Below are 25,530 nucleotides of genomic sequence, written 5' to 3'. Positions count from 1 at the left end.
CCCACCTAACTTCTTTTCTTTCTCTGAATTTTGAGGTGGGGATCCTACTGCCCGTTAATGCGGGATAAAAATAGATTTTCTCCTATTAAAAATTATCCACTTTTTCTCTCACTTTCTTTTTTAGTTTAAAAATAATACGGTTGCTATATTCTTTATTTTCTACTAAAATTCGATACATCTCCCACACTCCTACAACACGAACAAAAAGATAGACTCCAATAGCAATAAGTACAACACAGTACGGATAATACTGCACTAATTCGCCTGAAGTGATATGCTTTTTCTCAAATAAAAATGGTATCGCTCCTGCTGCAATAAAACAAAATCCAACAATCATCACTGCAGCATACCTCTTCTTAATTACTTCATATCTTTTTGTCAATTCTTTTAAAAAGTTTTGATCAAATAGTAATTCTTCTTTTTTTAATACATTGTATCGACTCTCTTCTATCGTTGCAGGTACCATCATTGCTCCAATTCCAAGGACAGCAATAATAATGACAAGAAATGTCGACATTGTTACATCTTCTTTGAATAATAAATACGGTATTGTAGATAAAATAAGCAAACTAAACCCTAACGCGATATATTTTGAAATCTTTTGTCCGTACACTATATACCCTTCTGCCATTTCCTTACTTACATAATAACCATGTTCAGTTTCATTACTTTGTTCAGCAGTTTCTTTTAATAAGTAATCAAGAGATACTTCAAATACATTTCCAATCATTATTAACTTTTCAGTTTCAGGAAATCCTTGACCGTTTTCCCATTTACTAACTGCTTGCCTTGTTGTGTTTAATTTCTCAGCTAATGCTTCTTGAGAAAGGCCCTTTTCCTTTCTTAATTTAAAAAGCTTTTCACCAAATCCCATATGTGTGTCCCCCTTTGTTTTCTTAACTAAATTGTATGCAAACATTGCCCCTATCTCTATCTTCCTGCGGTTGCACTTTGTCAACTTACGGTTGCGATTGTGTTATATAGCGGTTTTCTATACGATTTAGCTAGTTTTCTTCTATGATTGTGGTATTAAGAAAAACAACATTTCTCAATAACCAATTATAACAATTAAAGGTAATTATTGTTATATGTAAAACAAAAACCCCCTTATTCAATTAAAGGAGTTTTCAATATAAAATATTTCATTGATTCATATATCTTTTCCTAGATATACAATACCTTTTCGTATCACGATACTTACCTTTAATGAACAAATCCTTTTGAATTGTACAATCGTATTCCATATTCAAACGTTTCATTAATTTTTCAGATGCTTCATTTTCTGAATTACATCCTGCTTCAATACTATTAAGACGTAACTCATTAAAACCATAGCTAAAAAAAGCTGAAGCCGCCTCGGTAGCTAATCCTCTACCCCAATATTTTCGTGATAAGGCGTACGCAATTTCTGTTTTATGTTCAGTTACATCATATTTTATAAATCCACACGTCCCTATGAGTTTTTGTTCCTCTTTTAATAAGATTCCAAGGGGAGCTACTTTTTTTCTCATACCCGCTCACAATTTTTTCTATATATTTTTGTGTGTCATGTAACGATTGATGAGCATCCCATACAGTATAAGTTGTCATCTCTTTATCTGAGGCATACTCAAATATATGTAAAATATCACTCATATCAATTTTTCTTAAGATAAGACGTTCTGTATACAACGTTGGATACGACCACTTCTTATCAATCATAACGGCTTTTCTTTAAACTTTTCATAATTCCGTACTTTTAATGAGAGAATATGACCACAATCCGTACAAATATAAGCATCTACTGGAGATGATGTAAACATCGTTTCCTTTTTCCTTATTTGTGCATATCCGACAAACTCACCTTCTCCTATGTTTTGAGAACCGCAATGAGAGCATGTCTGCACGTCTTTCTGTTTCATGAGAGCACCACCTTTAATCTGTTTCCACTCCCTTCGACAGTTCGCTTCCATTTCCCTTCCAAAAAACCTCTTATTCTCTTACATTTCAACAGGAATCTCAGAAGAAAAATCGTATATGTACTATGAACTATATTAATTGACGGAGGAATCGTATGAGTACAATTATGACAGTCAATACAGCACAAGAAATTGAAAACGCAGAAATACATATGCTTTCTTCTAGATTAGAGGCACTACAAACAATAAGCGGCAACCCAATGCAAGTACAAATGAAAAAGTTCGGGAGTGCCACTGCCTTTTCATCAAAAGTAATTGCTGGTCCTGCTTTTAATACAGTAAAGGGCATTACATTTACAAATACAGATGAGATAGATGAAATCATCGCTTATTATCAATCACTACAAATCCCTTGCCGTTTTGAAATTACACCAGCGCAAGGTACAACTGAATTATTTCAATACTTATCTCAAAAAAAATTTTATCAATCTAGCTTCCATACCGCTTTATATAGTTTACCAAGAGAAGACCCATCGCTGCTGCCTTCTAACATTTCAGTACGCCAACTAAAAGAAAATGAATTTGATATTTTTGCAGACATATATGTACGTGGATTTAACATGCCATCCTTTACAAAATATGGTGTGCACCAAAATAACGAAATTCTCTACAATAAATCCGGCTGGCATTTTTTCATAGCCGAAGTTCAAAACACTCCTGCTAGTATAGGGGTACTTTATATAAATAAAGGTGTTGCTTCATTAGCTGCTTCTGCTACTTTGCCAGAATTTCAACGTAAAGGTTGTCATACTGCATTAATTCAAAAACGGATTGAGACCGCTGTTGAATCCAATTGCAATTTAATAGTTGGACAAGCTCACTTTGGTAGCGGCAGTCAAAATAATATGGAACGTGCCCATATGAAAATCGCTTATACAAAATCAATATGGACTGCGAAAGACATGTAATTAACTTTCTTTTTCTTTCCATTACGAATGTATACATTTTATGACAATTACCTTTCTATCCTGTTACTCATTTGAATATTCAAACTAAATTTGTTACGCTATTACTAGATACATCATTCAACTTGCAATATGAAAAGAGAATTCTACTCAAACTACAAGGAGGAGAAATGTATGACTAAACATGATCATGGTTTAAAAGAAAAAGTAGAAGGTGCCATTGATAAGGTAAAGGGTGAAGTAAAGGAAGTTGTCGGGAAAGTAACTGACAATAAAAAATTACAAGCCGAAGGAAAATGGGATAAGGTGAAAGGCACTGCTAAAGACACAATCGGTAATGTAAAAGAAAAAATACATGAATATACAGAGCATAAAGAAAACAAATAAAAAAGAGCCATCTGGCTCTTTTTTATTTACCCTCATTCTTCTCTAACACATATAAATCTTCTTCAATATTTGATAACTTTTCAGTTACAAGTTTTCTTGCATCTCCAATTGCTTGATTGTATGCAAATGGTCCTACTAATTTAATCATTTCTTCTATTAAACGTTCTGCTTGAAAACGTCCAATCTCATCTAAATCTTCTTCAACGAAAAATTGCTGAATTTGTGCTACAAGCTCTTCTTTTTTATCAGTCGGTATTTTTATGTTCATCATCATGAGTTACTCCTCTATATTTAAGATAATACTTTTCTTAACTCTACCATAGAAAAGCGATTTCCTGGACAAGTTTTTGTAACCCCTTCTAACTCCCTATGGCCGAGTATATTTCCTTTCTCTATGGCAAACTGCTTCATAAACATTTTACATAAAGAATATAATGAATTCATTTGTACAATAGTTGGATCATATTTATCAAAATTTCCCGTCATACATATTCCAATTGTATCACTATTATTATCTTTCGCATGTGCTCCAATATGTAAACCTCGTCCTTCGACTACAGTTCCATCTTCTTCAATAAAATAATTGTAACCAATCCCGCTCCATCCTCTTACCTTTTGATGAAATTCGTGAGTTTTATACACATCCCATCCATCTTCTGACGTATGGTGGATAATCAGTTTATTTACTTTTTCTAAAGGAACTAACTCATTTTGAAATGTTAAATTTGCACATTTAATTTCCATATGAACATCCTCCTCTTACAAATCAATCATAATAACTGTTTTATCATCTGGTCTTATTCTATTTTCTCCTTCTAACCTTTCAATGATTGCTACATATTCTTTTATACTATTCTTTCTTATATATGCTACAGTTTGTTCTAACGACCACTCTGGGTGAAACAATCCGTCTGAACAAATAAAAATCCCACTTACTTCAGCTACCTGTAATTCACCATATTGTAAATAATCCATAGCTTCTTTCATCCCATTTGCAACTGAGTAGCCGTTTGGCATATTTGCAAGATAGCGATTGTATTTTAACTGCTCCCGAACATCTTGAAAAACGTGTTCTTCAGGTACAGGTAATCCCTTTTCTCTATCTTCCTCTCTCTTCTTTTTTGCACGTTTACTAATTCCTTGAACCGTATCTTTCGTTAATACTCTCATCGCTCCATTTTGAAGTATTGCAACGACCATACAATCACCTAACTGTGCATATTCAAGTTTTTCGCCTTCTATTTGAACTGCTGCAATACATGTACACCACAGATGGTCTTTTTTTCTCGTATCAACCTTGTACTCTAGCATCTTGTTTTGCAATAATTCATTCGCCTTTGCAACTTCACCTTGTAAACTATTAATCTCCCGTAACGAAGTAAAATGACTTGCAAATAAATGCGAAGCGATGTATGCTCCATTATGTCCTTCTTCATCACAAAACGGGACAAGTGGCGTTGCGCCATCACATACACCGTACATCATGTTGTTATGTTCATTAAAAAAAAATGAATCCTCACATTCTTGTTTTAAAGGACTTTTCTGTTGATACGTCGTTATCTTCATATCTGTATCCCCTTTCAAATCATTAAATACTCGAACTATTTAGATTAATCTAATTTTCCGAAATAAACTGTTTTCACCTAAAACTTTCAATTTCATATATAATCTTGAAATAATATGATTATTTAGTGAAGGACGGGAAAAAGATGGTCAGATTTCTTGGTGTTATTTTTGGTTCTATTATTATTGCGATTGCCTTTAATCTTTTCCTTATCCCCCATAAAATTTTAAGTAGTGGAATTGGCGGAATTGCTATTATTTTAGGGATTGCAACCCCTGTAAACACAGGCGTTATTAACTTTGTATTGAACTTACCTATCCTTATTTTAGGATACATAGGTCTTGGAAAAAAAGTAATTTTTAACACAGTTGTCTCTGTAATTGTATTATCTGTTGCACTATACTATGTTCCTGTAAAAGTCGTAGCAACAGACCCACTTTTATCTTCTGTATTTGGCGGTGTCATCGCCGGCGCTGGTATTGGCCTTGTCTTTAACTGCCATGGTTCAACTGGTGGATTTGATATTATCGGTATGTTGTTATCTCGTAAACGCGATATTAAACTTGGTGGATTCCTTATTGGATTAAATACAGTTGTTGTTGTCATTGCAGGATTTTTCTTCACTTGGGATGTTGCCCTTACAAGCTTACTTTCAATTTATGTAACTGGTAAAGTAATTGATGCCGTTCATACAAAACATCGTAAAGTTACACTTATGATTGTAACAAATCAAGCGGAAGAAATGAAAAAAAAGCTTCTTTCAACTGTAGTACGCGGAATTACGTTACTTGATGGTGAAGGTGCTTATTCAAACGAGAAAAAACGTGTACTTATGACAGTGGTTTCTCGTGAAGAATTAGCAAGTATGAAACTAACGATTTCCGAAATTGATCCTCATGCATTCGTTAATATTACAGAAACTGTTGAAGTATTAGGATTGTTTAGAAAAGCATAAAAAACTAGGTGGACCTTCACCTAGTTTTTATTTTGCATAAATTCAATTCGATTTCCAAACGGATCTGATACGTAAAATCTAATCACGTCTGGTCGTGCATTATCATCTATTACTTCAACACCTTGCTTTATTAACTCTTGTTTAAATTCATCAATTTTCAAAACATAAAAAGCTGGATGCGCTTTTTTAGCTGGATTAAAGTTTTGCTCGACTCCAATATGAATCTCTTGATTTCCACACTTAAACCAACATCCGCCACGCTTCTTTAACTCTTCTGGTTTCGGAATTTCCTTCATACCAATTTTATTACCATAAAATTCTCGTGCTTCTTCTTCACATCCTACAGGTGCCGCCACTTGTACATGATCAATTCCTTGAATATAGCTTTTCATTTTTCTCCCCCTCTTCTAGTCTAATGTTATAACGAAAATACATTCATGTAACTTACAAAAAATTAATAAAACAATATAAGATTCTCTTATTACTACCTTTTATACCTTCCACTAAAAATAAAAAAGAAAATTCACTATGTAATTTCCATTTTTTATAGAAATACACATCACACCTATATTATAGTTATTAATAGATCCATCTTTTTTAGATGCCAGTTGTACGGAGGAAATATTATGAGTCGTAAAAAATATTCATCTACTCAAAAAAAGCGTCAACCAAACGTATCTGGACGCCTGCGAAACCATATACAAAATCGTTCTTTAGCAGAAATGTATGCATCTCTTTTTGAACATAACCCTGATAGTATTATTTCATTGAATTTAGAAGGAGTTATTTTACATATTAACCCCTCTGCTGAAAGAATATTAGGTTATACTTCTAACGAATTGGAGCGAAAAACAATCACTTCTATTTTAGAAGCACATATTTCTGATCAAGTGCTACAATACATAAAAAATACTTCAGCTGACAATCAAAAAGAGTATATCGTCTCTATTTATCATAAAGACGGATATTTACTAGATGTCGTAACAAAATTAGTTCCTATTTTTGTTAAAAATCGTTTAACAGGTGTATATGCCATTATGAAACCCCTTGAAAAATCAGAAAGAATTGAGAAAGTATTACAAGAGAGTGAGAAACGATTACGCACATTAATGAATTCGATGCCTGCGTTTGTTATTTTTAAGGATCATGAAGGACGCTGGCTTGAGGCGAATGACTATGCGCTTTCTTGTTTCAATTTCCATAACGTACCTTATCATGGAAAAAGAGATAATGAACTCATTCAATATAACGAAGCGTACCGCGAATCTTTTTTGCATTGTGAAGAAGTCGATGAACTAACATGGCAAAAAGGACAAATTCTTCACGGAGAGGAATTTATTATACATAGAGATGATTTCGACCTAGTTTTAAGTATTTCAAAAGTCCCACTCTTCCACCCTGATGGCTCACGTAAAGGTCTTATAGTAATGGGAAGAGACGTTACCGAACTAAAAGAAACTGAAAAGTTATTACGAAAATCCGAAAAGCTTGCAGTAGTAGGACAACTGACAGCTGGAATTGCACATGAAATTAGAAACCCGCTCACTTCATTAAAAGGATTTTTAACATTATTACATCCAGAAATAAATGAGAAAAATAAATGGTATGTGGACGTTATGCTGAGTGAGATTTCACAAATGGAATCTATAACAAGCCAATTTATGGCGATGTCTAAACCACAAGTGTTATCTATTCATACATGCAACGTACAAACATTAATTGAAGAAGTTGTAACTTTTATTTTACCAACAGCAATTATGCATAGCGTTCATATCATTATGGACCATTTCGATTATATTTCTGACATTCAATGTGACAGTAGTCAATTAAAACAAGTTTTTATTAACATATTAAAAAATGCGATCGAGGCGATGCCTGATGGTGGTAACATATTCATTCAAACAACTTCGTTAGAAAATGATTTTGTTTCAATACGCATTATCGATGAAGGTTGTGGGATTCCTGAAGAGCGCATGGCTCGTCTTGGCGAACCTTTTTATAGCTTGAAAGAAAAAGGAACTGGCCTTGGCTTAATGATGTGCTATAAAATCATTCAAGAGCATCACGGGAAATTATTCATTTCAAGTGAATTAAACATAGGAACAACTGTCGATATCCAATTACCAGTTGCTACAGCTCAGCCTGTAACAAACTCTTAACTATGCTACATGAATATAGTAAAAGATATCTGTTATAAGTAGTTCAGTTATTGTGGAAAACATCTACACTAATACGCTAAAAAGCTCAAAGTCCCTATATGACTCTGAGCTTTTTAGCGTATAAAACGCATTTCATGACATCCATTCTCTTCCATGTTCACGAATAAATTTAATATCCTTTTCGTAATGTTCAAGGTGTCCTTCATCTATCATCTTTTGGAAGTTCATATCGCCTTCTTTTGCTTTTCTTTTCATGTATTTACATAATCCTTCTAATCGTAGAAGTACCATCTCCAAATAATCCTCGTCCATCCCCTCACCTTTATAGGACTCAAAAAACAATTTAATCCTTTGCTTTATACGTTCCACATGCTGTAATGAATTATAATAAACTGCCTTACCTGTTTCCGTATAATAAACTCTACTTAATGGGACACAAGTGTAAAGAGTATAGGCTATGTCCCAAAGTCTTGGTCCAGGACCAGCAACATCAAAATCAATAATACCTACTGGTTTTTCGTTATTAAAAATAATGTTATATATTGCAAAATCATTGTGGCATACAACCTCTATTTTATTTGGAGTATTATCCATTGGTTTCCAATCATCTGATAAAGGAAAATCACTCACAGCATCATGATAAAGACGGAGCATCTTCGCTATTTCTTTTAAAACATCATTAGACCACATGTACTCTTTTAAAGGATAATTACCAGCTTTCCCTTCAATAAATGATAATATCTCTCTATCTTTATCATCAATACCTAAAAACTTTGGTGCATAACTAAAACCTTTATTTTCTAAATGATTTAATAGCTTATGAATTTTGGTACTGCCTTGCTTTAATTCTCGTCGAACTGTATCTTCTGAACGATATACGTTTGAGACATTGCCTCCCGTTAGCATTTCTTCATTTTCGTAGTTTGCCATCTAATAGTTTCCCCCATTATTAGAATAATCGACACTCCTGCTCATTAACAAAACAGGAACCCCTTTACTTTTATTTTAACATAACTTTCCTATTCTCTTTTAACCCCTTAAATTGCAACAAAAAAATCGAGTATAAAATCTTTATGATTTTACACTCGATTTAGTCTACTATTTATGCATGTGAAAACATTTTTTCATACCATTCTGTTGCCTTCTCTACTTCATTCATCGTTAATTGATGTCCTCTATTTTCCCAATGCATTGTTACATTAGCATTTGCATTTTCTAATAGCATCTTCAATTCCTCTGACTCAGAAGGTGAACAAATTGGATCATTTGTTCCAGCAGCAATAAACACTGCTTTCTCTACTAAATTAGGAAGTTCTATCCCTCTTCTTGGAACCATTGGATGATGAAGAATGGCACTTTTTAATGCATTTTCATAATGGAATAATAAACTCGCTGCAATATTTGCTCCATTTGAATACCCAACAGCTACGATATTATCTCTATCAAATTCATATGTTTTTGCTGCTTCATTTAAAAATTCATTTAATTCCTTCGTACGGAAAACAAGATCCTCTTCATCAAAAATACCTTCTGCTAATCGGCGGAAGAAACGAGGCATCCCATTTTCTAATACATTTCCACGAACACTTAAGACAGAAGCTTCCCGATCAATTCTTTCTGCAAGCGGTAATAAATCTAATTCATTTCCTCCCGTACCATGAAGCAATAATAGTGTTGGTTTTGACTCATCTTTTCCTTTTTGAAAAACATGTTTCATCATTTTTCTCCCCTTTCAATTCCTTATATAATTAGTATAGTTATCTTACTTAAATTGGTAATAACCCTTGTTCAATCTGTTTTCTATGCTGATTATATCGCTGTGGTAATTTTAATTCCTCACCCATCATCTTCTCCATGCCCTTTTTTATTTCATTACAAAAAACGTTTATTTGCTAAAATTCATTATTCATTTTGTCCATATGATAAAGTTCAATCCGCAATGCTATTTTATCTCAATTTTGAGATGCCTCTCAAAAAAACTAACACATTTCATCTCGCTCAGAAATTATCTCGAATTCGAGATAATCCGCAAAAAAAACTACAGTTCTTATGATTATATTTAAAATATTGATTTTATGTTTTTGACTATCCTTCAAAAATACCTTGAATTCGAGATTTATTATAGTCTAATTAGTTTTTATTGTCAATGCGTATATCGTTTCATTTTTTCATCAAAAACAATATTCTGATAACTCATCTCCATCAAATAATTTGTTTAAAAAAGAGCAACAGACAAGCGGGAACATTCATGTAATAAACTTCTACTTTTCCCATAACCAAAAAAGCCATACAAATGTATGACTTTTTACTCATATTTTTTGTTCAGCTACATATTTACTTCCCAATTACGGAAGGAAACAATTCCGAAAGTGGAACTACTCTCCCCATCTCATCTTTAAACACAATATGCTCTCTCGTTAAATGGCGCGGGCTCTTTACCCCCGCCGCTGCCGCTAATGAAAACAAACTATATCTCATGCTAATAATGTAGTTCATTACTCGCCATTTCTTCTCATATGGATCTAACGCTTTTTGGTAGTGTGGATTCGTAGTTGCAACACCCGATGGGCATTGCCCTGAATTACATTGAAGCGCCATAATACAGCCACTTGCCATCATAAAGCCGCGTGCTGAATTTACGGCATCTGCACCGATAGCTAAAGCAATCGCTACTTTATCTGGTGTGATTAATTTCCCTGAGGCAAACACCTTTAATTTATCCCGAACACCGTAATGATTCGCCGTATCAATAAATGTAAGTAATGCCGGTATAAGCGGTAACCCCATACTATCTGCCATCGATTTATACGTTGCACCTGATCCACCTTCTGAACCGTCGATTGTAATAAAATCTGGATAGATGTTTAATTCTTTCATTGTTTTTAATAAATCTTCCAAAGGCTTCTGTTGACCAATTACAATTTTCATGCCCACTGGTTTGCCACCATTTTCTTGCAAATCTTGAATAAAATACAAAACCTCTGCCGCACTATTAATAAATGAAAATCGATTTGGCGAATTAATCGTTTCGCCTTCTCGTACTTTCCGAACGGAAGCGATTTTCTCATTTACCTTCTGTCCTTCTAAATGACCACCACGTATTTTTGCTCCTTGCCCAAATTTCAATTCAAACGCTTTAATATTACTTTCTTTCGCCTTCTCCATAAATTCCTTCATTGAAAAATTCCCGTCCTCGTCACGGTATCCGAATAATCCAGGACCAATTTGCGCAACGATATTCGCACCCGTATGTAAATGTTCTGGAATTACGCCCCCTTCCCCAGTATTAATCCACGAACCACCTGCCATTTTTGCACCAAACCCAGCTGATAAAATATAATTTTCTCCAATCGCACCGTAAGATGTAGCTGACGCTCCAAACATCCCATACAGTTTCCATGGATATTTACGATTTTCGCCGACTATAATTGCATCATCTTCTTCATACAACCAAAGGTTTGTTGTATCCGCTGTCAATTTTTCTCTTCTTGAAAATAACCCTTCTTTATGAATCATATACTTTTTCCCCTCACGTTCTTGCGTGAGATTCACACTTAATTCATCTGTTAATGTGGGGAATAATGTATTAGCAATATAATAGCCAGATTCCTCAAAATCCCGTTTTGATCCAAAACCAAGTATTTCAGAACGGTATTTTGCTAGAAACATAACACTTTGAAAATCGTAGCGCGAAAAAGGCTTTCCGTCAGTATCATGATCAAACCAATATTGCCTAAATTCTGGGCCTATTTTTTCGAGTAAATAGCGCATTCTACCTAAGTATGGATGCAGTTTTAATATAGAATGATGCGTCCGTTTTTTAATAAAAAATGTAATGATAAAAAAGACAATTAAAAGTAGCATCAAAAAGAGCAATATACTAATAATAACGAGTAGCGCTTCACTCATTCCGCTTCCCCCTATATATGAAATTCCATAATAAAAAGAGAACACTCGATGTGTTCTCTTTTTATCCTTATTCACACTAACGTAGCAAGATGCTCTTTCGCCTCATATTCAACTAAACTTTCAGCTTTTTTAATTCGCTGAACAAAATCTGGGTTAGCGATTAATGGTCTTCCGAACGCCGCTACATCAATTGTTCCTTCTTGCAATGCTTCTTCTGCCTCTTTCGGATTCAAATTGCCCACCCCAACAATAGTACCATCCCAGTATTTTCTTACTAATTGATGAAAATTCTTTCCGTCAGCAATAACTTGCGTATAATTCATCGTTGAAGGGTGAATCATCGTTAATCCAACTTCTTTGAACATATTTACAAAAGTTTCAATCGCAAGTTCTGGGTTTTCCCACATATAGGCAGGGTTATCACCTTTAAAGGCAGAGAAGCGAAGCAGCGTTTTATTAGCTCCAACTGCTTCAATTACAGCCTCCGTTACTTCTTTCATAAATGTTAACCTTTGCTTTAAGTCCCCGCCATATTTATCTGTGCGCTTATTTGCAAATTCATAAGTAAATTGATCAATTAAATATCCATGTGCACCGTGAATTTCTACTCCATCAAACCCAGCTTCGATTGCGTTTTTTGCAGCTTGTGCATATTGACCAATAACTTCTTTTATTTCTTCTATTGTCATTGCTTCTGGTATATCAAACGGTTTACGAAAACGCGGAACATTACCCTCCGCAGCAATAGCAGACGGTGCTTGCGGCATTTGACCACCAATTATTTCGTGATGACTCATACGTCCAACATGCCATATTTGAGCAATAATCGTTCCGCCTTCTTTATGTACTGCCTCTGTAACAGGTTTCCAAGAATCAATTTGCGCTTGTGTATAAATACCTGGTACTCCCGGATTCCCTTTTGCTCTCGGGCTAATGACAATTCCTTCTGTAATAATTAATCCAATCCCATCCGCAGCACGTTTTTGATAATACTCTACTACATCAGTACCAACTACCCCAGTCTCATTATTTGCAAAACATCTCGTCATCGGTGCCATCGCTATGCGATTACGAAGAGACCAAGATCCAATTTGAATCGGATGAAATAACTTCGTTTCTTCAATATTTTCAAAAGACCCCCAAGCGTTTATATTTGTTCCTTCATAAATACTTGCCGCTTTATTATTTGAACTTGTCATTTTTCTTCCCCCTAAAAAATCTAACTATAATCGCATCATACTTACTTTTAGATAGTAACGTCAATTTATACGTCTTTAACATTAAATATTCGAATATTAAACAAAAAGAATAATAAAAACAAAAATTAAAGAGATTTCCTAATTAGGAAACCTCTTTTAGTTGACCATATAAGGCTAACAATTCGTTTATCTCTTTTACATAAAGAAAATAAACAATTATTATCTCCTCACATATGAAAAATCCCGTAACAATAGGAATGAGAGTGGCTCAGTATTCTTCTAAAAATAAAAACTTATATACCTAAAACAATGAAAGCCCTACCTCTCTTTCATCCTTACGGCTCCTTGTCCGTGCCAGTGTGAATCAGGATTGCAAAAATCAAGTAACTATTTTATCGAAGTATTGAATTAAACTTCGAACATTCGTAAAAGAAATTAAAAAATAAAAATGGATTAAATTGTAGTCATAACAAACGAGGTTAATGCTTTAAAAGTGGTTTGAAAGAGTTGAATGTTTTTGAAATGATTGATGTTCTATAATTATATTCCCAAAAAATTCAAGATCTTTTTTGGGATGTAATACATTATCTACAATGAATCTTAACAAAAGCTTTTTATTTGATTTTCTGTGATACCTTCAATTAATCCCAGTTCACTAATCAAAAATTCATGTGCATTATCTAACATTTTCTTTTCGCTTGCATTAAGTGCTTTTTCTTTCTGCATACGTAATAAATCACGTACAACTTCAGCACCTTCTTGTATTTTACCCGTTTTTATTTTATCTGTATTCAATTTATACCTTTGTTTCCACGTCAGTAATCTATCTGATTCCCCGTGCTGAAAAATATCTATTATGTTTGTTAATGCCTTTATATCTGTGACTGGTCGTATATTTGAAGTCAATACTTTCCCAATAGGAATCATCACTTCCATATTACTAGCCGACATTTTTATAACATAATACTGTTGTTTTTCTCCTGTGATTTCCTTTTCTTCTATGGCTTTAATTATACCTGCTCCGTGCATTGGATAAACGATGTTATCGCCAATTTGAAACAAATAATCCACCTCCATATATGGTAACCTTCTCAATCTTAACACACATTTATTTTTTTAGCAAAATTTTTATAATATCACAAAAATATTTTCTATGTCAATTTATTTACGCATAAAAATTCAATCTGTACAGAAACACTAAAAAACCCGCATTTTTGTTACCTTTCCACACCCATTTCCTCCAATTTTATATACCTTGTAAAACAAAAAAACACATCACTATATATAAGTAGCGATGTGTTTTTATATAATGTGCAACATGAAAGACAAAAACGGTTACTTCAAAACTTCACACACGATTCTTCGCTTATATACTAACCTGTTTACTAATCGTTTCTCGCGCTAAAAGAAAACTCATAATCACTTGCGCAGCTACTCTACTCGTCATATCCCTAAAATCAAGAGTTGGATCAATTTCTACTATATCCATCCCTTGAACGAGTGGCTCTTTACCAACGAATTCAATTGCATCAAGTAAAGTTGTACTATCCATTCCACCAGGGCCAATTGCTGGACAGCCTGGCGCAAACGCTTGGTCTAATACGTCCATATCAAGAGAAATATAAATAGAAGTCACACCTTGTTTTCTTAATATTTCAATACTTTCTGAAATAAGATCTTTTATTTCTCGCTCTCTTACATCTTTCATTGTATACACTGTCACGCCATGCTCTTTTGCATATTCATGGTACGCTCGTGCATTTGAAAAATTACGAATCCCAATTTGAACGAGTTGTTTTCCTGTAATCACATCATTTTCTAGTAAACTACGGAACGGTGTACCATTTGATGGACCACCATCATCTAAATTACGTAAATCATGATGGGCATCAAATTGAATAATACCGACCTTTCCTTTACTATTTGCAAAACCAGTTATACTCGGAAAACTAATCGAGTGGTCACCACCAAGAACGATTGGTATCATTTTCGGATTTACTTTCGTCAAGTGGCCAACTGTTTTCGCAATTCGGTTATGACTCTCTTTTATATCTGTCACATGCATCGTAATATCGCCGCAATCATGAAGAACACTTTCTTTCATATCATGTTCTTCTGTAATTGCGTACGTGCTATATGCATCTAACATCGCACGAATTGTTTTTGGCGCAAAACATGCCCCCGAATGACTAATAGATGGTTTAGAAAGGGGCGCTCCAATTAAGGCAGCACCGAATATTTCTACGCCTTCCTCCCAATCTTTAATCATTTCGCTCCATTTCGTTACTTCACGATCGATAAACTTTGCATTTTTCTTTAAATAGTGGCCGTACTCCACGATTGTTCACCTCTTGTATATGCGATATTACCATTCTTCCATACTGTATTCACATGACTTACACCGTAATGGTACGGTACGTAAGCATAATTATAAGCATCCCATAAAACTAAATCCGCCTTACGACCAACTCTAATTTTCCCAGCTACATCGCCTCGATTAATGGCATAAGATGAGTTAACTGTTACCGCATTCCAAACTTCTTCTGGTGTCATTTTTAGTTTCAGCATTGCAATACTCATAATAAGCTGAATGTTTTCAGTTGGACAGCTTCCTGGGTTAAAGTCTGTAGCTAAAGCAACAGCAACACCTTCATCGATCATTTTGCGGCCGCGTGCGAAACTTTCTTTATTTAAATAGAAAGTTGTTCCTGGTAATAAAGTCGCTACTGTATTAGAATTCGCAAGCATTTCAATTCCTTTATCAGAAGCGCCAACTAAATGGTCCGCTGACGCTGCACCGATTTCAGCCGCTGCTTCCGCACCACCAAGAGGGTCGATTTCATCTGCATGAATTTTCACATCAAAGCCCAGCTCTTTCGCTTTTAATAAAAATTCTTTTGATTCTTCTACAGAGAACACACCTGTTTCACAGAAAATATCAACGAACTCAGCTAATTGCTTCTCTTTCATCTCTGGTAATAGATCTAGCATCCATTGTAAAAATTCTTTCGATCTTCCTTTATACTCTTTCGGAACTGCATGAGCACCTAAAAATGTTGAAACTAAATCAATTGAATGCTCTTTTTGTAATTGTGCAGTTACCTCTAATTGTTTCCATTCCGTCTCATCATCTAATCCGTAACCACTCTTCGCTTCTACGGTTGTTACACCGAAAGATAGCATACGGTCTAAATGAAATTTTGCTTTTTGAACAAGTTCTTCTTTCGATGCTTGTTTCGTTGCATTTACAGTTGAAAGAATACCTCCGCCTTGTTCTAAAATTTCTAGGTACGGAACTCCTTGTAATTTCAGCGCGATTTCATTTTCACGAGATCCACCAAATACAAGATGAGTATGCGGATCTACAAGACCAGGAGAAACCATTTTCCCGCCGCAATCAATAACCTCTTTCGCTTGTAATCCTTTTGCTTCTTCCGCTGTTCCAACGAAAGTAATTACGCCGTTTTCGATTCCAACAGCACCGTTTTCAATAACAGGAAGCGTGTTCATCGCTTCCTGTCTTAACAAGCCATCTTCTTGATCCATTGTTAGTAATTGACCGATATTTATTAGTAAAGTGTCCAGCATGTTTCTTCCTCCTTATTTCATCATTGGAATGTTAACGCCTTTTTCTTTCGCAGTTTGAACCGCTAAGTCATAGCCAGCATCAACGTGACGAACAACACCCATACCAGGGTCAGAAGTTAATACGCGTTCAATACGTTTTGCCGCTGCTTCTGTTCCATCTGCAACGATAACCATTCCAGCATGAAGTGAATAACCCATACCAACGCCACCACCGTGGTGAACAGATACCCAGCTTGCACCGTTTACACTGTTAATTAATGCATTTAAAATTGGCCAGTCTGCTACCGCATCACTACCGTCTTTCATAGATTCTGTTTCACGGTTTGGAGATGCTACTGATCCGCAATCTAAATGGTCACGGCCGATAACGATCGGTGCTGATAATTCACCATTAGCCACCATTTCATTAATAATGCGGCCAAATTTTGCACGCTCACCATAACCAAGCCAACAAATACGTGATGGAAGACCTTGGAACTCAACTTGCTGACGTGCCATACGAATCCAATTACATAAATGCTCATTATCCGCGAACTCGCGTAAAATAACTTCGTCTGTTTTATAAATATCTTCTGGATCACCAGAAAGTGCTACCCAACGGAATGGTCCTTTTCCTTCACAGAATAATGGACGGATAAATGCTGGAACGAATCCTGGGAAATCGAAAGCATTTTTTAATCCTTCATCGAAAGCAACTTGGCGAATGTTATTTCCGTAATCAAATGTAATCGCACCTTTTTCTTGCATTGCAAGCATTGCTTCTACATGTTTTTTCATACTTTCTTTTGATAATTGTACGTAACGTTCTGGATCTTCTTCACGAAGTTTCTCTGCTTCTTCTACTGTGTAACCTACTGGAATATAACCATTTAATGGATCATGAGCAGATGTTTGATCCGTAACTAAATCTGGCGTAATATTACGCTTCACTAGCTCTGGTAAAATCTCTGCCGCATTTCCTAACAGTCCAATGGAAATTGGCTCTTTCTTCTCTTTATACTCGTTCGCAATAGTTAACGCTTCTTCTAAAGACTCTGTATACAGATCACAATATCTCTTTTCAATACGACGGTCGATACTACGCTTATCTACATCAATAGCAATTACAACACCGCCGTTCATCGTTACAGCAAGAGGTTGTGCGCCACCCATGCCACCTAAACCAGCAGTAATCGTTACAGTACCTTTTAATGAACCATCGAAATGTTGACGTGCCGCTTCACCAAATGTTTCATATGTTCCTTGTAAAATCCCTTGTGTTCCAATGTAAATCCAGCTACCTGCTGTCATTTGTCCGTACATCATAAGACCTTTTTTCTCTAGTTCACGGAAGTGATCCCAGTTCGCCCATTTTGGTACTAAGTTTGAGTTCGCTAAAAGAACGCGAGGCGCATCTTCATGTGATTTAAAAATTGCAACTGGTTTTCCTGATTGAACAAGTAACGTTTCGTCGCTTTCTAACGTTTTTAATGAATCAACAATTGCATGGTAGCTTTCCCAGTTACGAGCTGCACGGCCAATTCCGCCGTATACAACTAATTCTTCTGGTTTTTCAGCTACTTCAGGATCTAAATTGTTCATTAACATTCGAAGTGCAGCTTCTTGAACCCATCCTTTCGTTTGTAACTCAGTACCTCTTGCCGCACGAATTGTTTGTTGTACTTTTTCCATTTCAATCTCTCCCTTTTCTCATTTTATAGTGCTGCATTTACATCCAATCTTTCCTTTATTGAATAGTTCGTTTTTAACCAATGCGCGATATTTTCGATATCCGTTGAGAATATACGGTCATTTGTAATAGAAGGCACTTGCTGACGACCTTGATGATAGAACGTTTTTGTAACTGTACTCATGTTTTCAATCCCGCGATATTCTGCTGCTTGCATCGCACAGATCATCTCAATTGCAAGAACGCGTCTTGCATTTTGAATAATTTGATGCGCATGACGTGAAGCGATTGTTCCCATACTTACGTGATCTTCTTGGTTAGCTGACGACGGAATTGAATCTACACTCGCTGGATGAGCTAATGTTTTATTTTCTGAAACGAGTGAGGCCGCTGCATATTGCATAATCATGGCACCTGATTGAAGTCCTGGTTCTGGACTTAAAAATGGTGGTAAGTCATTTAATTGCGGATTTACTAGGCGTTCAATACGGCGCTCTGAAATATTTGCAAGCTCCGCCATCCCTACTTTTAAGAAGTCCATTGCAAATGCAATTGGTTGTCCGTGGAAATTACCACCAGAAATTACTTTTTCCCCGCCATCAAAAATAAGTGGATTATCTGTTGCTGCATTCATTTCAATTTCTAATTTTTCTTTCACATAATTTAAAACTTGCCAAGAAGCACCGTGAACTTGCGGGATACAACGAAGTGAATATGCATCTTGTACACGAAGTTCTCCTTGTTTTGTCACAAGTTTACTATCATGAAGAATATCACGAATTCTGCTTGCCACTTCCACTTGCTCTTTATAACCACGCGCTTTATGAACATTTTCATCGAATGCATCAATAATGCCGCGTAATCCTTCCATTGTCATCGATGCAATTAATTCTGATTGATAAGCACTTGCTTCAGCTTCTATATAAGAAAGAACCCCTTGCGCTGTCATCGCCTGCGTACCATTGATTAACGCAAGACCTTCTTTTGCTTCAAGTTCAATAGGTTCAAGTCCTTCTTCTGTAAGAGCAACCATCGCATGAACTCGTTTTCCTTTGTAGAACACTTCACCTTCACCTAATAAAACGAGAGCAAGATGAGATAAAGGTGCTAAATCACCGCTCGCTCCTAGTGATCCTTGTTGCGGAACGACTGGATGAATTTTACGATTTACAAACTCAAGAAGCATATTTACAACAAGTGGTCTAACACCCGATACTCCTTTTAACATCGTATTAGCTCGTAAAATTAACATACCGCGTGATACTTCTTCAGGGAATGGATCGCCTATTCCGCACGCATGTGACTGAATTAAGTTGTGTTGAAGTGCTTTTACATCATCTTTTTGAATAAGTACATCACTAAACTTTCCAAATCCAGTTGTAATACCGTAAACGACTTTTCCGTCCTCTACAATTTTCTCGACAACTTCGCGGCACTCTGCCACTTTTTGCATACTAGTTGGGCAAGCTGTTACACCTTCACCTTCAAGTAACAACCTCTTCATTTCTTCAACTGTCAATGTGTGTCCTGTTAACGTAATCATTCTTTTTCCTCCTTATAAAGGCAAAAGGGGACCTTATCTTTTTAAGACAGACTTCTGTCCTAAAAAATAAGGCCCCCTTCTAACTAATAGACTATGGGCAAATCATATGTGATTAATTCCTAAACCAATCGCCTCATGCTCAGATCCTTTTACAGGTGCACCAATCGTTCCATAAAGTGCAACAGCAACCCATTCGCCTTCTTTTTTTCCGTCGTATGGTGTACCGCGCACAATCGCAAAGCGAAGTCCTACTGTACGAAGAACGTCTGCTAACTGAATTTGACCTCTCGTCACTCCGTACAAAGCTTCCATAATTGCATGATAAAGTGCATGTGTTTCTCTGTAAACATCTGTTTCAATAACTCGGTTGCTCTTAGCCGCTGTTTCCATTGCTGCTACTACTTTTTGCGAATTCATAGAACCAACTTTCCCAGTACAATATTTCCAACCTTTTGGAATAGATAATACGGGACTTTCATTCTCATCCGCAAGTGCCAACAGCATGGCCATACGACCAATTCGATGTGTTCCTTGAAGAAGCATGTGACTCTCTCATTTCTTTTGAATTATTTGAATATTACTTAATTTAAGAATATATGAAAACGGTTAAATCGTCAATAGTTTAAAATATTATTCAAGCAATTTTTTATCCCTCTCATACTTGTACTTGTGTACACAATTTATTTACAGATTTTTTTCAGACGTGCTATAGTCTCACTAACAGATGCAAAGGGGCGAGATTTCAATGGCGAAGCGAAAGGATATTCATTTTCGAATTGAAGAAAAATTACTTGCAAGGTTTGAATCGGCACTCCATTACGAAAGTTTAAATAAAACAGACGTATTAACACATGCGATTCAGCAATTTTGCATAAAGGTGGAATGTGAAAAAATGAATGATGTAAAACGCCAATACAACGTTAGTAACCATTTACAAACACGTATCGATACGCATACATATTTCGAAGAGAAACGAGTGAATGTAGATGAAGTCGTCATTGAACATTTACAACTCCAAGGGGAAGAAAAAATATTAGAGGTCGGGTGCGCTAATGGAAAATTCCTTTCCCTTTTGCAAAACAATGGTCATAAAGTCCAGTTAACCGGCTTTGATCAATCGAAAACCATGATTTCTGAAGCCGCTATAACGAATAATACGATTGAATGGAAACTCGGTGACGCTAGTAAACTTCCTTTCGAGGCTAATTGTTATGACTGGGTAATCGCAAGACATATGTTATACCATATGAAAGATGTCGAAAGAACAATCCAAGGATTCCATAAAGTAATTCGTCCCGGCGGCGCCCTTTTAGCTACAACAAATTCTAAATTTTCATTGCCTCGTATAGTTGAAATGTGCAACAACATGCTAGACGCATTTGATTTACCGAAAACATCACCAGCAGTCGCTCCATTTTGTTTAGAAAATGGTAAAGATCTATTACACTCTGTTTTTTCAACTGTTGAAGAAACAATTATTCATAATGCACTTGTTTTTCATCATTCCACTCCAATCGTTAACTATATATCTAGCATGTTTCCGTCGCTAAATATACCTGATAATATGTCCCTTCACACCGAAATGAAGGAATGGCTAAAAGAAGAAATAGAAAATGAATTATCAATTCATGACGGTATATGGAGCGATCCGAAAACGTTAGTGATTTATCAATGTAAAAAAAGCTAGCATTTGCTAGCTTTCACACGTTTTCTGGTAACAGATTCTCCATTATCATATTGCCCTTGCCACTATAAAAATTTATATTATGTTCATTCGCTACCCCAAAATAAGAGGCAATCGCTATTCCAAATGGTACAAATGCATGTCCTTGTGCTGTAATAATATTTGCGTGCTGTACAACTTCTTCATACACAAAATTTTCTACTGGAAAACAATCTAATTTTTGATAATCTATGGTCGCTGTATAAGAAATTTCTTTAAATAAACCTGCTCTTGCTAACGCATACGGTCCAGCACAAATCGCTGCCACTAATTTTTCTTGTTCAGAGAATTGACGAATAACTGAAAAAAGCAGTTCTGCCTCTTTCATATGTATTTCATCTCCACCTGGGATAAGAATCCCCTCATACTCTTCCACACGCACTTCATTTAATTCTATGTGCGGTTGTACTTGCAAGCCCGTTTCACTTATAACCATTTCTTTCGTTACACCCGCTGTAATAATCTCATATTTATTTTTCAGCAATGCCGTTGCTACCGTAATTTCAAACTCCGCAAATGTTGGGTATACGAATAATAATATTTTTTTCATAGTCCTTTCTCCTTTAGCCACCCTATAAAATATGCCTCTAATTCGTTCACTGCTAGTACATTAGTGTTCACATAAGTTATAGGAAATTGTTTATACCATTCCTTTTCGATTTCTACTAATTTAAATTGTTCATCAAATGTACTTCGATTTCTTGCCCTATCATTATTTTTTCTATCATACAAATTCTCTTTCGAAACATCTAAATAAAAAATTGCATCTGAACGACATTCTCTTAATTTATACAATTCATCTTTTAATTCTGTTTCTATATCCCACTCTTTCCCTATCACCTTCGGATAAAAAAGTGTATAAAATTCAATATCTTCTGGTCCGCGATCAAAAATTATGACTGAACTTTTCACATTTTGAAGCTCTTTTATTTTTGCTTCAATAAACATTTTTTGATTTGTAATAAACCCATCTTTTGAGTTCATATCTAAATACAATTCTTTTCTTTTTTCTACAATTGGATATGGATTTTCATATATAATTGAAAGCCCATATTGCTCTAACCTTTTTGCCAATGTTGTTTTTCCACTTGCCATCGGTCCTTGGAGTGAAATTACGTATGCCATCCCTCTCATTCCCTTGTACTATAATACATAGATAATAAACAGAATCTTGAAAACTATCAACAAAATATATATCATCTTGTTTCTTATTCTTATCTAACTTATAATAAAAAATAGAGATTATGACGGACGCATCAATAATGTAAGCTTGGAAATCCAAGCTTACATTATTTTTTGCTTTCCTTTTTCTAATAAAAAGAGTACACTAATCTGGAACGTATGTTCTTAATGATTACATACAGTAAGGAGATAGAACAATGGTATACGACACAAAAGCAATTTCTTGGAATGCATCTTTAAAACAACTTCAACGCCGCTATACAAACAAACAAGTTGACCGAAAAGAATTTGAAGATATCGAACTGATGGAATTCTTCCGCGATAACGACTACATTTCTTTACCTACACACATAAGCGGCCTATCAACAACACGTTTTACTTCTTACTCTATTTTCACAACTGAAGATAAAGATCGTAAAGTTGGCACACTCATCATTGAATATGTAGAAAATGACAATGATATTTTATGTGTTGAACAACTATACTTCGTTTAAATCACAGCGCTTGGTCAAAATGATCAAGCGTTCTTGCTTTCTATGAATCTCACTGTTTATAATATGAATAAAAGAAAACCACAATCATTAAGGGGGGGTACGCTTGCTCGAAGGATGGTTCAGTTGGTTCATTGTATTATGGACTGTCATTTTATTAGGGCTTATGTCTATCGGTGGATACTTTATGTTCAGAAAATTTTTAAAACGATTACCAAAAGAAGACGGTATGTCTATTTTAGATTGGGAAGAGCACTATATTAATAAAACTAGACATTTATGGGATGACGATCAAAAAAAATTATTAGAAGAACTAGTAAGTCCTGTACCTGAACTATTTCGCGATGTTGCCAAATCAAAGATTGCTGGTAAAATCGGCGAACTTGCACTAAAAGAAAACGCTTCAAAAATTACACAAGATTTAATTATACAAGGATATATCGTTGCCACACCGAAGCGCGACCATAAATTTTTAATTAAGAAACTTCAAGAAAAAAAGATTGATTATTCAAATTACAAATCTTTACTTGCAAAATAATCTTCATTTTTTATTTCCCTATTTTCGACAAGTTACGTTTTATACGTCGTGGTTGGGACAGAAGGTGCTAACAATACCAATAAAAAATACAGCGTCAAAAACGCTGTATTTTTTATTTTATACATATACAATTTTCACGTTAATTTCATATCTTTTTCATTATAAAAACCGTCTTCTTTTTCCATTTCCTTCTGTAATTTCGTAAAGGAACGGTACATTGCAATTCTCCATGAAACAATCATTGCAAACGCAAGTAAGAAGAACATACCGCTAAGTTGTCCTAAATCAAGAGATTGGCTTAAGTATGTTTTAAACACGATACGCACTACAAGTAATCCAATTAAAATAAATACAAATGCTTTTGAACGCTTCAAATAAATCTCTTGTCCGCGTATTTCAAATTTAGATGTTTTAATAAGAAAAATGGAGAAAAATAGACCAACGACAATCGCTTCTAACATTTCTGCTGGAGTTAATCGAAAATCTGGAAAAACATACATCAATGCTCCTGTGCTCATAAAAAACGGTGGGAGTATAATTTTTTTCAATGTTGCAGGTTTCTTAGCTGCTTTTAAACGAATAAACATCGCACCGACAGCCATACAAACAGCAACGATACTTGATAACAAAACTATGTTCATATTTTCTCATCCTTTTTTGTGGCTATATGCAAAATATAATTTCATTATATGCTTTTCCGTTAGTATTTCCAACATTTTCACAGAATAATACTAAAAACCGGTAAATCCACCAAATAAACTTGAGAAATATACGATAATTTTCGTCATCCAATTAAAGTATAGGAAGATCCCCATAACGATCATTATGTATCCTCCGACTTTCATGAACGCCATACTATTTCTTTTAATCCAAGACATTTTCGTAATAAAGAATGAAAGTACGAAAAAGGGAATCGCAAATCCAAGTATGTAAGCAATCATATAAATCATTGCCGATTCTGGATTTGTTGCAGCTAATCCAATTACAGACACTAATATAGGTCCCGTACAAGGTGTCCATCCAGCGGCAAATGCTAATCCAATTAGAACTGAACCAAAATAACCACTCGGACGGTTTTTAAAAGTAAATTTACGATCTTGCATTAAAAACTTCGGCTTAAATACACCGACAATAATAAGACCGAACACGATGATAAATATACCACCTAGCTGTCTAATTAAATCTTTATAATCCGTAAAAATTCCTCCGATAAAACTTGTACCAAATCCAATTGCGATAAATATAATCGAAAATCCAAGTAAGAAAAACGCTGTATGTATCATACTTCTTTTGCGAAGCATTGCATTTTCTTCTTTCAATTCAGAAACCGACATACCTGTTATGTATGATAAAAATGCCGGATAAAGCGGTAAGCAACATGGGGATATAAATGATAAGAACCCAGCTCCAAACGCTAAAAAAATACTAATATCTTGCATTATTCCACTCCTCTCCTCCTCCATATTGTAGCAAAAACAATTGAAAATACTATGGACATTTCATGAATTCACTTTTCCAACGTGACAATAAGAAAAACTACCCTTTCACACAGTTTCTAATAAAACGTTTTCATTTCCTTCTATTATATAGAAAAATCTCAATTGAATTATGAAACTCTTTCTAATTGTTACTAACATAACAAAGGTTCCACAGTTTCTCAAATCATTAGCACATTACAATTAACTTCACACATATTAAGCCTAAAAAATTTTTTTCAAATGCTGTCTTTATACAACGTAAAGCTGATTTTACAATACTTT

Annotated in this window: 27 protein-coding genes and 3 pseudogenes; 7 read left to right on the top strand and 23 right to left on the bottom strand. The window is 35.1% G+C overall.

What is annotated here, in order from left to right; genetic code table 11:
- Positions 1-85 precede the first annotated feature (85 nt).
- From V7038_RS20250 to V7038_RS20240, 3 genes and pseudogenes are all read right to left on the bottom strand, one after another.
- The gene (locus V7038_RS20250) at positions 86-874 is read right to left on the bottom strand and encodes a helix-turn-helix domain-containing protein (protein WP_070128870.1); all 789 of its coding nucleotides are present in this window, start codon (positions 872-874) and stop codon (positions 86-88) included.
- 268 nt (positions 875-1,142) lie between these two features.
- Positions 1,143-1,701, bottom strand: a pseudogene (locus tag V7038_RS20245) (GNAT family N-acetyltransferase).
- Positions 1,698-1,901 carry a hypothetical protein gene (locus V7038_RS20240; RefSeq protein WP_033714007.1) on the bottom strand — a complete coding sequence of 68 codons (204 nt, stop codon included), beginning with the start codon at positions 1,899-1,901 and terminating at the stop codon, positions 1,698-1,700. Before V7038_RS20240 ends, V7038_RS20245 begins: the two are co-directional and overlap by 4 nt.
- 152 nt (positions 1,902-2,053) lie before the next feature.
- On the opposite strand from V7038_RS20240, the gene V7038_RS20235 reads away from it, so the two are divergent.
- Positions 2,054-2,866 carry a GNAT family N-acetyltransferase gene (locus V7038_RS20235; protein ID WP_002111159.1) on the top strand — a complete coding sequence of 271 codons (813 nt, stop codon included), beginning with the start codon at positions 2,054-2,056 and terminating at the stop codon, positions 2,864-2,866.
- A gap of 171 nt (positions 2,867-3,037) precedes the next feature.
- Complete coding sequence (locus tag V7038_RS20230) at positions 3,038-3,250, top strand: CsbD family protein (protein ID WP_002111160.1); 213 nt, start codon at positions 3,038-3,040, stop codon at positions 3,248-3,250.
- Positions 3,251-3,272: 22 nt separating this feature from the next.
- Here V7038_RS20230 and V7038_RS20225 read toward each other — a convergent pair whose 3' ends face one another.
- Genes V7038_RS20225 through V7038_RS20215 form a run of 3 tightly spaced genes read right to left on the bottom strand, consistent with a single transcriptional unit; the run spans position 3,273 to position 4,816 of the window.
- Entirely contained in the window at positions 3,273-3,524 is a 252-nt protein-coding gene (locus tag V7038_RS20225; protein WP_002111161.1) for a DUF2164 domain-containing protein, read from the bottom strand.
- A gap of 17 nt (positions 3,525-3,541) precedes the next feature.
- Positions 3,542-3,994, bottom strand: a complete 453-nt coding sequence (locus tag V7038_RS20220) for a peptidoglycan recognition protein family protein (RefSeq protein ID WP_335695563.1) — start codon at positions 3,992-3,994, stop codon at positions 3,542-3,544.
- A gap of 15 nt (positions 3,995-4,009) precedes the next feature.
- Positions 4,010-4,816: a protein phosphatase 2C domain-containing protein gene (locus tag V7038_RS20215; protein WP_335695562.1), complete on the bottom strand. Its 807-nt coding sequence runs from the start codon at positions 4,814-4,816 to the stop codon at positions 4,010-4,012.
- Between the two features lie 143 nt (positions 4,817-4,959).
- Between V7038_RS20215 and V7038_RS20210 the strand changes: the two genes are divergently transcribed.
- Positions 4,960-5,769 (top strand): YitT family protein, encoded by an 810-nt coding sequence (locus V7038_RS20210; protein ID WP_335695561.1) that lies wholly within the window; start codon positions 4,960-4,962, stop codon positions 5,767-5,769.
- Positions 5,770-5,789: 20 nt separating this feature from the next.
- Here the strand turns inward: V7038_RS20210 and V7038_RS20205 are convergent, their stop codons facing one another.
- On the bottom strand, positions 5,790-6,161 hold the full coding sequence (locus V7038_RS20205; protein WP_002111168.1) for a VOC family protein: 372 nt from the start codon (positions 6,159-6,161) through the stop codon (positions 5,790-5,792).
- A gap of 234 nt (positions 6,162-6,395) precedes the next feature.
- Here V7038_RS20205 and V7038_RS20200 point away from each other — a divergent pair, with 234 nt between their 5' ends.
- A complete protein-coding gene (locus V7038_RS20200; RefSeq protein WP_002111169.1) occupies positions 6,396-7,928 on the top strand; it encodes a BA3702 family sensor histidine kinase in 1,533 nt (510 codons plus the stop codon).
- Between the two features lie 132 nt (positions 7,929-8,060).
- On the opposite strand, the gene V7038_RS20195 is transcribed toward V7038_RS20200, so the two are convergent.
- The 11 genes and pseudogenes from V7038_RS20195 to hutP form a co-directional block, all read right to left on the bottom strand.
- Positions 8,061-8,858, bottom strand: coding sequence for a phosphotransferase (locus V7038_RS20195; protein WP_335695560.1), 798 nt, complete (start codon positions 8,856-8,858; stop codon positions 8,061-8,063).
- A gap of 172 nt (positions 8,859-9,030) precedes the next feature.
- Complete coding sequence (locus tag V7038_RS20190; protein WP_335695559.1) at positions 9,031-9,645, bottom strand: alpha/beta hydrolase; 615 nt, start codon at positions 9,643-9,645, stop codon at positions 9,031-9,033.
- Positions 9,646-9,694: 49 nt separating this feature from the next.
- Positions 9,695-9,772 (bottom strand): annotated as a pseudogene (locus tag V7038_RS29595) (VOC family protein); the annotation flags it as partial.
- Between the two features lie 490 nt (positions 9,773-10,262).
- On the bottom strand, positions 10,263-11,837 hold the full coding sequence (locus tag V7038_RS20185; RefSeq protein WP_335695558.1) for an FMN-binding glutamate synthase family protein: 1,575 nt from the start codon (positions 11,835-11,837) through the stop codon (positions 10,263-10,265).
- A 71-nt stretch (positions 11,838-11,908) separates the two neighbouring features.
- Entirely contained in the window at positions 11,909-13,036 is a 1,128-nt protein-coding gene (locus V7038_RS20180; RefSeq protein WP_335695557.1) for an alkene reductase, read from the bottom strand.
- 600 nt (positions 13,037-13,636) lie between these two features.
- Complete coding sequence (locus V7038_RS20175) at positions 13,637-14,098, bottom strand: CarD family transcriptional regulator (RefSeq protein WP_176555913.1); 462 nt, start codon at positions 14,096-14,098, stop codon at positions 13,637-13,639.
- Between the two features lie 304 nt (positions 14,099-14,402).
- Positions 14,403-15,374: a formimidoylglutamase gene (gene hutG, locus V7038_RS20170; RefSeq protein WP_335695556.1), complete on the bottom strand. Its 972-nt coding sequence runs from the start codon at positions 15,372-15,374 to the stop codon at positions 14,403-14,405.
- The gene (gene hutI, locus V7038_RS20165) at positions 15,353-16,624 is read right to left on the bottom strand and encodes an imidazolonepropionase (RefSeq protein WP_002111179.1); all 1,272 of its coding nucleotides are present in this window, start codon (positions 16,622-16,624) and stop codon (positions 15,353-15,355) included. The genes hutG and hutI overlap by 22 nt, the downstream gene beginning before the upstream one ends.
- Before the next feature lie 12 nt (positions 16,625-16,636).
- Entirely contained in the window at positions 16,637-18,295 is a 1,659-nt protein-coding gene (hutU, locus tag V7038_RS20160; RefSeq protein ID WP_002111180.1) for a urocanate hydratase, read from the bottom strand.
- Positions 18,296-18,318: 23 nt separating this feature from the next.
- A complete protein-coding gene (gene hutH / locus V7038_RS20155) occupies positions 18,319-19,836 on the bottom strand; it encodes a histidine ammonia-lyase (protein WP_002033511.1) in 1,518 nt (505 codons plus the stop codon).
- Positions 19,837-19,938: 102 nt separating this feature from the next.
- Positions 19,939-20,379 (bottom strand): hut operon transcriptional regulator HutP, encoded by a 441-nt coding sequence (gene hutP / locus V7038_RS20150; protein ID WP_000926519.1) that lies wholly within the window; start codon positions 20,377-20,379, stop codon positions 19,939-19,941.
- 202 nt (positions 20,380-20,581) lie between these two features.
- Between hutP and V7038_RS20145 the strand changes: the two genes are divergently transcribed.
- Positions 20,582-21,523: a class I SAM-dependent methyltransferase gene (locus V7038_RS20145; RefSeq protein ID WP_002111181.1), complete on the top strand. Its 942-nt coding sequence runs from the start codon at positions 20,582-20,584 to the stop codon at positions 21,521-21,523.
- Between the two features lie 13 nt (positions 21,524-21,536).
- Here V7038_RS20145 and V7038_RS20140 read toward each other — a convergent pair whose 3' ends face one another.
- Both V7038_RS20140 and V7038_RS20135 read right to left on the bottom strand, forming a co-directional pair.
- The gene (locus V7038_RS20140; RefSeq protein WP_002111182.1) at positions 21,537-22,109 is read right to left on the bottom strand and encodes a DJ-1/PfpI family protein; all 573 of its coding nucleotides are present in this window, start codon (positions 22,107-22,109) and stop codon (positions 21,537-21,539) included.
- A complete protein-coding gene (locus tag V7038_RS20135; RefSeq protein WP_002111183.1) occupies positions 22,106-22,684 on the bottom strand; it encodes an AAA family ATPase in 579 nt (192 codons plus the stop codon). Before V7038_RS20135 ends, V7038_RS20140 begins: the two co-directional genes overlap by 4 nt.
- A 254-nt stretch (positions 22,685-22,938) precedes the next feature.
- Between V7038_RS20135 and V7038_RS20130 the strand changes: the two genes are divergently transcribed.
- Together V7038_RS20130 and V7038_RS20125 are read left to right on the top strand one after the other, a co-directional pair.
- Positions 22,939-23,235: a hypothetical protein gene (locus V7038_RS20130; protein WP_002111184.1), complete on the top strand. Its 297-nt coding sequence runs from the start codon at positions 22,939-22,941 to the stop codon at positions 23,233-23,235.
- A gap of 103 nt (positions 23,236-23,338) precedes the next feature.
- Positions 23,339-23,770 (top strand): DUF2621 domain-containing protein, encoded by a 432-nt coding sequence (locus V7038_RS20125; protein WP_002111186.1) that lies wholly within the window; start codon positions 23,339-23,341, stop codon positions 23,768-23,770.
- Positions 23,771-23,904: 134 nt separating this feature from the next.
- On the opposite strand, the gene V7038_RS20120 is transcribed toward V7038_RS20125, so the two are convergent.
- From V7038_RS20120 to V7038_RS20110, 3 genes and pseudogenes are all read right to left on the bottom strand, one after another.
- On the bottom strand, positions 23,905-24,411 hold the full coding sequence (locus V7038_RS20120; protein ID WP_002111187.1) for a CcdC family protein: 507 nt from the start codon (positions 24,409-24,411) through the stop codon (positions 23,905-23,907).
- 90 nt (positions 24,412-24,501) lie between these two features.
- Positions 24,502-25,209 (bottom strand): cytochrome c-type biogenesis protein CcdA, encoded by a 708-nt coding sequence (ccdA, locus tag V7038_RS20115; RefSeq protein WP_001152675.1) that lies wholly within the window; start codon positions 25,207-25,209, stop codon positions 24,502-24,504.
- Positions 25,210-25,269: 60 nt separating this feature from the next.
- Positions 25,270-25,377: pseudogene (locus V7038_RS20110) on the bottom strand (peptidase T).
- Positions 25,378-25,530 lie beyond the last annotated feature (153 nt).

This window comes from Bacillus sp. JJ783, assembly GCF_036963225.1.
Taxonomy (GTDB): domain Bacteria; phylum Bacillota; class Bacilli; order Bacillales; family Bacillaceae_G; genus Bacillus_A; species Bacillus_A cereus_U.
This window is presented reverse-complemented; position numbering and strand designations above follow the sequence as displayed.